The 9136-nt window shown below is 68.6% G+C and carries 7 protein-coding genes and 2 pseudogenes; 5 read left to right on the top strand and 4 right to left on the bottom strand.

Annotated elements, in window-relative coordinates:
* The 4 genes and pseudogenes from VTU_RS27550 to phaR all read right to left on the bottom strand — a co-directional run.
* A pseudogene (locus tag VTU_RS27550) lies at positions 1–1013 on the bottom strand (ABC transporter substrate-binding protein); the annotation flags it as partial.
* A 178-nt stretch (positions 1014–1191) separates the two neighbouring features.
* Positions 1192–2205: a fumarylacetoacetate hydrolase family protein gene (locus VTU_RS0115355; protein WP_010105721.1), complete on the bottom strand. Its 1014-nt coding sequence runs from the start codon at positions 2203–2205 to the stop codon at positions 1192–1194.
* Positions 2206–2245: 40 nt separating this feature from the next.
* Complete coding sequence (rimO, locus tag VTU_RS0115360; protein WP_010105723.1) at positions 2246–3649, bottom strand: 30S ribosomal protein S12 methylthiotransferase RimO; 1404 nt, start codon at positions 3647–3649, stop codon at positions 2246–2248.
* A gap of 48 nt (positions 3650–3697) precedes the next feature.
* Positions 3698–4276, bottom strand: a complete 579-nt coding sequence (phaR, locus tag VTU_RS0115365; RefSeq protein WP_010105725.1) for a polyhydroxyalkanoate synthesis repressor PhaR — start codon at positions 4274–4276, stop codon at positions 3698–3700.
* A 123-nt stretch (positions 4277–4399) separates the two neighbouring features.
* Between phaR and VTU_RS0115370 the strand changes: the two genes are divergently transcribed.
* The 5 genes and pseudogenes from VTU_RS0115370 to VTU_RS0115390 form a co-directional block, all read left to right on the top strand.
* Complete coding sequence (locus VTU_RS0115370; RefSeq protein ID WP_010105727.1) at positions 4400–5281, top strand: PPK2 family polyphosphate kinase; 882 nt, start codon at positions 4400–4402, stop codon at positions 5279–5281.
* Between the two features lie 186 nt (positions 5282–5467).
* Positions 5468–6757, top strand: a pseudogene (locus VTU_RS27555) (Glu/Leu/Phe/Val family dehydrogenase).
* An 87-nt stretch (positions 6758–6844) separates the two neighbouring features.
* On the top strand, positions 6845–7618 hold the full coding sequence (locus VTU_RS0115380; protein ID WP_010105729.1) for a metallophosphoesterase family protein: 774 nt from the start codon (positions 6845–6847) through the stop codon (positions 7616–7618).
* Between the two features lie 39 nt (positions 7619–7657).
* Entirely contained in the window at positions 7658–8524 is an 867-nt protein-coding gene (locus tag VTU_RS0115385; RefSeq protein ID WP_010105731.1) for a 3',5'-nucleoside bisphosphate phosphatase, read from the top strand.
* 11 nt (positions 8525–8535) lie between these two features.
* Positions 8536–9136, top strand: a 601-nt coding sequence (locus tag VTU_RS0115390; RefSeq protein WP_010105733.1) for an L-threonylcarbamoyladenylate synthase, incomplete at its 3' end; no start/stop codon positions are given.

Here is a 9136-nt window from a genome sequence, read left to right on the forward strand (position 1 = left end):
GAAGCTCTCGCGCGTGAGCCTGCCGCTGTCTTGCGCCTGGCGCAGGCCCTCGGCGAACACGTGTGCGGCCAAGTAGCCCTCCAGGCTCGAGTAGTTGGGCTGTACCTTGTAGCCGCCCTTCTTGATGGCGTCGAGAAACTCGCGCGTGAGCTGGTGCGCGGGCCGGTAGGGCGAGGGAACCACCTGCGAGATCACGACACCGGCGCTGTCCGCGCCGAGCGTGTCGGCCAGCGCTTGCGTGCCCACGAAGGACACGTTGTAGAAGGTCCCGCGAAAGCCCGCCTTGCGCGCGGCGCGCACGAAGGCTGCGGCCGAGGCGTAGGTCGTGACCAGCACCACGGCGTGGGGTGCTGCGGCCAGCAGCTTGTCGATGGCCGCCTTCACGTTGGTCGAATTGCGCTCCACCGTCGCCGTGGCCGCCGGGGCGAGATCGATCGTGGTCAGCGCCTTCGTCACGCCGTCGAGCCCGGCCATGCCGTAGGAGTCGTTCTGGTGGAACACCGCAATCTTCTTGAGCCCCAGGCTCGTCAGGTGGCGCACGATGAGCGCCGTCTCGTCGTAGTACGAGGCGCGCACATGAAAGATCAGGCGGTTGAACGGCTGGCGCAGCACCTCGGCCCCCGAGAAGGGGCCGAAGAACGGCAGCCTGGCCTTGGTGAACAAGGGCATCGCGGCCAGACTGCCGGGGGTGCCGACGTAGCCAAACAGCGCGAACACGTCGTCGGCAATGAACTTGCGGGTGTTTTCGGCGCAGCGCTCGGGTTCGTAGCCGTCGTCCAGGGTGCGGATTTCCACCTGCCTCCCGCCCAAGCCGCCCTGGGCGTGAACTGGTCAAAAAAGAGTTGCGCCCCGAGGTTGAGCTGCACGCCAAGCTGGGAAGCGGGGCCGGTGAAGGGGGCCGACTGCCCGAGCACGATGCGGTTGTCGCTCTGCGCCCGCGCCAGATGAAAGCCCCCCAGCGCCAAGGCACCCAGGCCCACGGAAAACCGTCTGCGGCCCTGTATTTGGTTCATGTTCGAATCCCTGTTCCTGTGTTTCGTGAAAAAGTGAAGACGATCTTGCGCACAGCGCATGCGGAGCGATTGTAATTGATCAGCAAGCTGGTGTGACCAATAAATACACTTTCCCATCGACCAAGGCACGGTCGGGGCGGTGCGTTCCCGGTGGCTTTGGTCGCGCAACCCGGCCCGTTCAGGCGCCGTCCGGCGCGGCGATGCGCTGCTCGATGGCGCCGAAGACGCTGGCGCCGTCCCGGCCCTTGACCTCGATGCGGATGGTGTCGCCGTACTGCATGAATTCGGTGCTGGGCGCGCCGTCCTGAATGGTTTCGATGCAGCGTTTTTCTGCGATGCAACTGTAGCCCTTGGGCCACTCGGTGCGGCCGTCGCGCTCCACGCCCTGGTTGCTCACGGCGCCGCTGCCGATGATCGAGCCGGCACGCAGCCTGCGCGTCCTGGCCGCGTGCGCGATGAGCTGGCCAAAGTGGAAACGCATTTCGGGGCCGGCCTCGCACATGCCCACCCTGCGGCCATTCCAGGTGGACTGCACCACCAGGTGCACGCGGCCGTGTTCCCAGGCGTCGCCCAGTTCGTCGGGCGTCACGGCCACGGGGCCGAAGGCCGTGGCGGGCTTGGACTGGAAGAAGCCAAGGCCCTTGGCCAACTCTGCCGGGACCAGGTTGCGCAGCGACACGCCGTTGGCGATCATCAGCAGGCGGATTCCGTCGAGCGCCTGTTCGGGCGAGGTGCCCATTTTCACGTCGCCGGTGATGACGGCGAGTTCCGCCGCGAAGTCGATTCCCATGTCCTCGCCGGGCACCACCACGTCGTCGCAGGGGCCGATGAAATCATCGCTGCCCCCCTGGTACATCAGGGGCTCGGAGTCAGCGCTTTCGGGCACCTCGGCGTTGCCTGCCCTGCGCATCAACGCCACGGGGTTGCCATACGCCGAGCTGTCGGCCCATTGATAGGCGCGGGGCAGCGGGGCCATGCACTGGACGGGGTCGAACGCAAACGCGTGGCGCGCGCGGCCGGCGTTGAGCTGCTCGTACAGGTCCTGCAACTGGGGCGAGAGAAAGCCCCAGTCGTCGAGCACCTGCTGGAGTTTGTCGGCAACGCCGGTCGCGTAATGCGCGGTTCCCAGGTCGCGCGAGACGACGAGCAGTTGGCCGTCGCGCGAGCCGTCTTTGCAGGTGGCAAGTTTCATGGGGGCAGAGCCTTGGGTCTCGGGTGCTTGGGGTATGAAATCAGATCGGCCGCGCGAGCAGATCGTGTCCGCGCACGCCCACGATGCGGGCCTGGGTGAATTCACCGGCCCGCATGGTCTTGCTGATTTTCTCGGGCGGCAGCAGCTGCACGCTGCCGTCGATCTCGGGGGCGTCCGCGTAGGTGCGGCCGACGCCGCCCTTGCGGCCAAGGCCGGCAGCCGAGTCGACCAGGACCTGCATGGTCGCGCCCACGCGGCGTTGCAGCCGGGCAATCGACACCGCTTCGGCCACGGCCATGAAGCGGGCGCGGCGCTCCTCGCGCACTTGCGGGGGCAGCATGCCGGGCAGTTCGTTGGCTGCGGCGCCTGCCACGGCGCTGTAGGCAAAGCAGCCGGCGCGGTCGATCTGCGCCTCGCGCACGAAGTCCAGCAGATGCTGAAACTCCTCCTCCGTTTCGCCGGGAAAGCCGGCGATGAAGCTGCTGCGGATCACGATCTCGGGGCAGGCTTCGCGCCAGCGCCGCAGGCGCTCGAGGTTGCGCTCGCCGCTGGCGGGACGCCGCATGCGCTTGAGCATCTCGGGGTGGCTGTGCTGGAAGGGAACGTCCAGGTACGGCAGCACGCTGCCCGTGCACATGAGCGGGAGCAGTTCGTCCACGTGGGGGTACGGGTAGACATAGTGCAGGCGCACCCAGGCGCCGCTGGGTGCGGCGATCTCGCCCAGCGCCTGCACCAGCTCCAGCATGCGCGTCCTGACGGGCCTGCCGTCCCAAAAGCCGGTGCGGTACTTCAGGTCCACGCCGTAGGCCGAGGTGTCCTGGCTGATCACCAGCAGCTCCTTCACGCCGCCGGCAAACAGCGCCCGGGCCTCGCTCAGCACGTCGCCGACGGGCCGCGAGACGAGGTCGCCGCGCATCGAGGGGATGATGCAGAAGCTGCAGCGGTGGTTGCAGCCTTCGCTGATCTTGAGGTACGCGTAGTGCCTGGGCGTGAGCTTGACGCCCGCGACGCCAAAGCCTGCGGGAACCAGGTCGGTGAAGGGGTCGTGCGGCCTGGGCAGGTGCCGGTGGACGGCGTCCATGACCTCCTGCGTGGCGTGGGGGCCGGTCACGGCGAGCACGCTGGGGTGCAGCCTGCGCACCATGTTGCCGCCGTCCTCGCCCGTGCGGGCGCCCAGGCAGCCGGTGACGATGACCTTGCCGTTCTCGGCCAGCGCCTCGCCAATGGTGTCCAGGCTCTCCTTGACGGCGTCGTCGATGAAGCCGCAGGTGTTGACGATGACCAGGTCCGCGCCCTGAAAGGTCTTGGAGCTGGCGTAGCCCTCGGCGCTCAGCTGCGTGAGAATGCGTTCCGAGTCCGTGAGTGCCTTCGGGCAGCCGAGGCTGACGAACCCGATCTTGGGTGTTTTCGTGGGAGATTTCGTGGGGGAGGGTGCTTCGCTCATGCGCGCATTCTCCCCGCTCCGGCGCCGGGCTCCCATGGCTTGGCCGGCTCAGCGCTTCAAGCCCAGGGCGCCGAGCATTTGTTCGGTCTGCTTTTGCAGCTGCTCCTGCATCTGCGCGAGCATGGACTGCGATTGCTCCACGTAGCTGCCCATCATGCCCTTGAGCATGGGCGACTGCAGGCGCATGAACTGCGCCCAGATCTCGGGCGTGACGTTCTGCGACTGCTCGGCGAGCTTGGCCTGCATGTCGGTAAAAGCCTGCACGTTCCTCTCCAACTGCGCGCCCATGAAGCCCTGCATGGCGTGGCCGTAGAAGCGGATGATGTTCGCCAGCACGGCCTCGGTGAACAGGGGTGCGCCGCCGGCCTCTTCTTCGAGGATGATTTGCAGCAGGATGCTGCGCGTGAGGTTCTCACCCGTCTTGGCGTCGCGCACCACCACGTTCTGGTGCGCCATGACCAGCTGGCGCACCTCGGCCAGGGTGATGTAGGTGGAGGTGTCCGTGTCGTACAAACGGCGGTTGGGGTATTTCTTGATGACGCGCTGGGTCGACTTGAGCGCGGCGCTTTTCTGTTCGGGCACGACGAACTCCTCGGGAGCGAACCCATATGTTGCAGTGCGGCACATTCTAAGCAGCCTTGCATATATTTTGTGCTGCCCCGGACCGGAGGCTGCGCCGGGCCAGGCAATGCCGCCCGTCCATGGTTTACGCTGTGGCCCTCGTTCCTCACGCCAAGCTGCCATCCGACCATGCCGCAAACCCCCACACCCCCTCCGTATGCTGCGTATTTCTCGGCCCGCGACAAGACGCTGGCGAAGCGCTGGGCCCGTTGCCAGCCCACTGCGGCGCAGGGCAGGGCGTTCACGCTCGACGCCGTGGACCCCGACGCGAAACCGTTTTCGCTCGGCGACAAGGCCGAGGACAAGGCCGCCGTCGAGGCCCTGGCGATGGAAATCGACACGCTGCAAAACCTGTTCTACGCGGACAAGCGCTACAAGCTGCTGGTGCTGCTGCAGGGCACCGACACCGCGGGCAAGGACGGAACGATCCGCAGCGTATTTGGCCGCACCAGCGCCCTGGGCGTGCACGCGGTGGGGTGGAAGGTGCCCACCGAGACCGAGCAGGCGCACGACTTTCTCTGGCGCATCCACCAGCAGGTGCCGCAGGCGGGCGACATCACCGTGTTCAACCGCAGCCACTACGAGGACGTGCTGGTTCCCGTGGTCAATGGCTCCATCACGCCGCAGCAGCACCAGCAGCGGCTCGCGCACATCAACGACTTTGAGCGCCTGCTCAGCGAAACGGGAACCGTCGTGCTCAAGTTCCTGCTGCACGTCAGCCCCGAGGAGCAGCGCGCGCGCCTGCAGGAGCGCCTGGACGACCCGGCCAAGCGCTGGAAGTTCAGCCTCGGCGACATCGAGGTGCGCAGGCAATGGGCCGACTACCAGAGCGCCTACGACCAGTTGCTCGCGGCCACGCACACCCCGTGGGCGCCGTGGACCATCGTTCCGGCCAACTCGAAGACGCACCGCAACCTGATGGTTGCGACGCTGCTGCGCGAAGTGCTGCGCAACCTCGACCTGCGCTATCCGGGCGGCGATCCGCAACTCAAGCATCTCACGGTGGCGTAAGAGTAGGAAAAATGTCCGCGCTCGTGGGCGACCCCACGGGCGCGCAGCGCAGGCGGGAGCGTCAACGGCTATGCTTGCTGCAACGGGCCGACCATGGACAGCGCCTGGGACCCGGCATAAGCTTGCGGGACCCAAACCCATCGACCGATCGCACAGTCACAGGATTTCACGAGGAAGTAGTTCAGCATGTCGCACCCCGCCGTCGCACACACCCTGCCCTCGTACCTGCAGGCCGACAGGCTCGGCCCCTGGGGCATTTACCTGCAGCAGGTCGATCGCGTCACGCCCTACCTGGGGCGCCTGGCGCGCTGGGTCGAAACCCTCAGCGCCCCAAGCGCGCGCTCATCGTGGACGTGCCGATCGAGATGGACGACGGCAGCATCGCCCACTTCGAGGGCTACCGCGTGCAGCACAACACCTCGCGCGGCCCGGGCAAGGGCGGCGTGCGCTTTCACCAGGACGTGACGCTGTCCGAAGTGATGGCGCTGTCCGCCTGGATGTCGATCAAGAACGCCGCGGTGAACGTGCCCTACGGCGGCGCCAAGGGCGGTATCCGCGTGGACCCGAAGCGGCTCTCGCGCGGTGAGCTGGAGCGCCTGACGCGGCGCTACACCAGCGAGATCGGAATTCATCGGCCCCTCCAAGGACATCCCGGCGCCGGACGTGAACACCGACGGCCAGATCATGGCCTGGATGATGGACACCTACTCCATGAACGTGGGCGCCACCGCCACGGGCGTGGTCACGGGCAAGCCCGTGGCCCTGGGCGGCTCGCTGGGGCGCGTGGAGGCCACCGGCCGCGGCGTGTTCACCGTGGGGGTGCAGGCGGCCAAGCTCATCGGGCTGCCAATCGAAGGCGCGCGCGTCGCGGTGCAGGGCTTTGGCAACGTCGGCGGCACCGCCGGCAAACTGTTTGCCGAGGCCGGTGCCCCGGTGGTGGCCGTGCAGGACCACAGCGGCGCCATCTGCAACGCCAAGGGGCTGGACGTGCCCGCGCTGCTCGCGCACGTGCGCTCCAGCGGCGGCGTGCACGGCTTTGCCGGCGCCGACGCCCTGGCGCCCGAAGAATTCTGGGGCGTGGACTGCGAGATCCTGATCCCCGCCGCGCTCGAGGGCCAGATCACCCAGCACAACGCGGGCCGGATCCGCGCCCGGCTGGTGATCGAGGGCGCCAACGGCCCCACCACCCCCGAGGCCGACGACATCCTGCACGACCGGGGCGTGCTGGTGCTGCCCGACGTGATCGCCAACGCCGGCGGCGTGACGGTGAGCTATTTTGAATGGGTGCAGGACTTCTCCAGCTTCTTCTGGAGCGAGGACGAGATCAACGCCCGCCTCGTGCGCATCATGCAGGAGGCCTTTGCCGGCGTGTGGCAGGTGGCCCAGGAAAACCAGGTGAGCCTGCGCACCGCCACCTTCATCGTGGCCTGCCAGCGCATCCTCAACGCCCGCGAAATGCGCGGCCTCTACCCATGAAGACCATGACGGCAAACCGCATGCGCTTCCCGCAAGAGAGCGCAGACACGCAGCCGGCCCGGGCCGGCCTGATCGCCAGGAGGCCGCATGAAGCTGGCCTTGTTCTCCGACATCCATTCCAACCGCCAGGCCTTTGACGCGTGCATGGACCATGCCCGCGGCCAGGGGGCAGAGCGCTTTGCGCTCCTGGGCGATCTGGTGGGCTACGGCGCCGACCCGCGCTACATCGTGCAGCAGGCCATGGCGCTGGCCGCAGCCGGTGCCTGCGTGATCGGCGGCAACCACGACGCCATGGCGGTCTGCGCGACCCCGCCGCGCGAGGGCGCGGCAGACTCTCCCATGCTCGGCTCCCTCGGCGTTGCGTGGACGCGCGCGCAGCTGACGCAGCAGGAGCGGGAGTTCCTCGCCGCGCTGCCCCTGACGGCGCAGCTGTCGGGGATGCTGCTGGTGCACGCCAGCGCCGACGCGCCCGAGAGCTGGCGCTACGTGGACAACGCCGGCATGGCGGCCCGCTGCCTGGACGCCGCCGTGCGCGCCACCGGCGTGAGCCATGTGTTCTGCGGCCATGTGCACTGCCAAACCCTGTACGCGCGCGGCCTGGGCCGCCGACTCAAGCGCCTTGCGCTCCCGGCGGGCGTGGCCATTCCCGTGCCCCCCCGGCGCCGCTGGGTGGCGACCGTGGGCTCCGTGGGCCAGCCGCGCGACGGTGACGCGCGCGCCATGTACGCCCTGCTCGACACGGACCGCTGGCAGCTGCGCTTTGAACGCGTGCCCTACGCGTTCGCCGCGGCCGCTGCCGCGATCCGCGCCACGGGTGCACTGCCGGAAATGTTCGCGGCCCGGCTAAGGCTCGGCCGCTGAGCCGGCCCGCCACCGGGGCCGCACCCGTAGAATGCCCTGGTGACCACCACGTACCTGAACGCCGACCTGCACTGCCACTGCCTGGCATCCGACGGAACCCTGTCGCCCGAAGACCTCGCGGCCCGCGCCAGGGCCAACGGCGTGGACCTGTGGGCGCTCACCGATCACGACGAAATCAGCGCCCAGCAGCGCGCCGCAGCCGCCGCCCGGGAGCAGGGCATGGCCTACCTCACGGGGACCGAGATCTCGGTCACGTTTGCCGACACCACCGTGCACATCGTCGGCCTGGGGTTCGACCCCGACGACGCCCGGCTCGTGCAGGGCCTGGCCGACACACGCTGCGGGCGCGGCGAACGCGCGCGGGACATGGCCGAGCAACTCGCCCGGGTGGGGATCGGCGGCGCCTACGAGGGCGCGTTGCAGTTCGTGGGCAATCCGGCGCTGATCTCGCGCACGCATTTCGCCCGCTTTCTGGTGGACAGCGGCGTGTGCCGCGACACCGCCGAGGTGTTTCGCCGCTACCTCACCGAGGGCCGACCCGGCTACGTGCCGCACCGCTGGGCCGGCCTGGGCGACGCCGTGCGCTGGATCACGCAGGCCGGGGGCGTTGCCGTGCTCGCCCACCCGGCGCGCTACAAGCTCGGTGCCACCGAGGAATTTGCGCTGTTTTCCGAGTTCAAGGCGCATGGCGGCCAGGGCGTCGAGGTCGTCACCGGCAGCCACAGCGTCGCCGAATACGCAATCTACGCCGCGATGGCGCAGGAGTTCGACCTGGCCGCGTCGCGCGGCAGCGACTTCCACAGCCCCGACGAGTCGCATATCGATCTGGGCCGCCTGCCGCCACTGCCCGGCGCCCTGACCCCGGTGTGGGAACTGCTCGCCGAGCGCATCCACCCTGCGGCCTGAGCGCCCCGGCCATGGCCCAGTATTTCGAAGTGCACCCGGAGAACCCGCAGCCGCGCCTGCTCAAACAGGCGGCCACGCTGCTGCAAGGAGGCGGCATCGCGGCCGTTCCCACCGACTCCAGCTACGCGCTGGTCTGCCACCTGGACGACAGGGACGCGGTGGACCGCCTGCGCCGCATCCGCGAGGTGGACGACAAACACCACCTCACGCTGCTGTGCCGCGACCTGTCCGAGCTGGCCAGCCATGCGCACGTGGACAACCGGCAGTACCGGCTGCTCAGGCTCGGAACGCCCGGGCCCTACACCTTCATCCTCGAAGCGACCAAGCAGGTGCCGCGCCGCGTGAGCCATCCCGCGCGCAAGACCATCGGCCTGCGCGTTCCCGGCCACAGGAGCCTGCAACTGCTGCTGGAGTTGCACGGCGCCCCGCTGCTGGCCACGACGCTGATTCCCGCCGGCGCCAGCGAGCCGCTGAACGACCCGCAGGACATCCGCGCGCGCTACCAGAAGCTGCTCGACGCCATCGTCGACGCAGGCGCTTGCCCGCTCGAGCCGACCACGGTGCTGGACCTCACGCCCATGGGCGCCGGCGCCGGCGTCGGCCCCACGCTGC

It is taken from the genome of Verminephrobacter aporrectodeae subsp. tuberculatae At4 (assembly GCF_000193225.1).
GTDB lineage: Bacteria > Pseudomonadota > Gammaproteobacteria > Burkholderiales > Burkholderiaceae_C > Acidovorax > Acidovorax aporrectodeae.